We start from the raw sequence: 233 nt of genomic DNA on the forward strand, positions 1-233 counted from the left end.
CTAGTTGAAGGCCAATACATTAACCTATGTGGTTGATAAGTTGTATCATCGAAGTAATCCATGCCAACGATATCTGCGACTTTACGCCCAATAGCTTCATACTCATCTGCATTTACATTTCGTTTTAAAGGAATCACTAAACGCAGTCTTGGACTTATCTCTCTATGCTTATGTGTTGAATATAAACAATATGCAAAATCATAAAACATAGATAATATGTCAGTCATATCTTG

The 233-nt window shown here is 34.3% G+C and carries 1 protein-coding gene; it reads right to left on the reverse strand.

The genetic code is table 11. From position 1 onward, the window contains the following. Window positions 1–233, reverse strand: a 233-nt coding sequence (locus IDG60_RS03620; protein WP_206160502.1) for a hypothetical protein, incomplete at both ends; no start/stop codon positions are given.

It is taken from the genome of Staphylococcus sp. EG-SA-2, assembly GCF_017152085.1.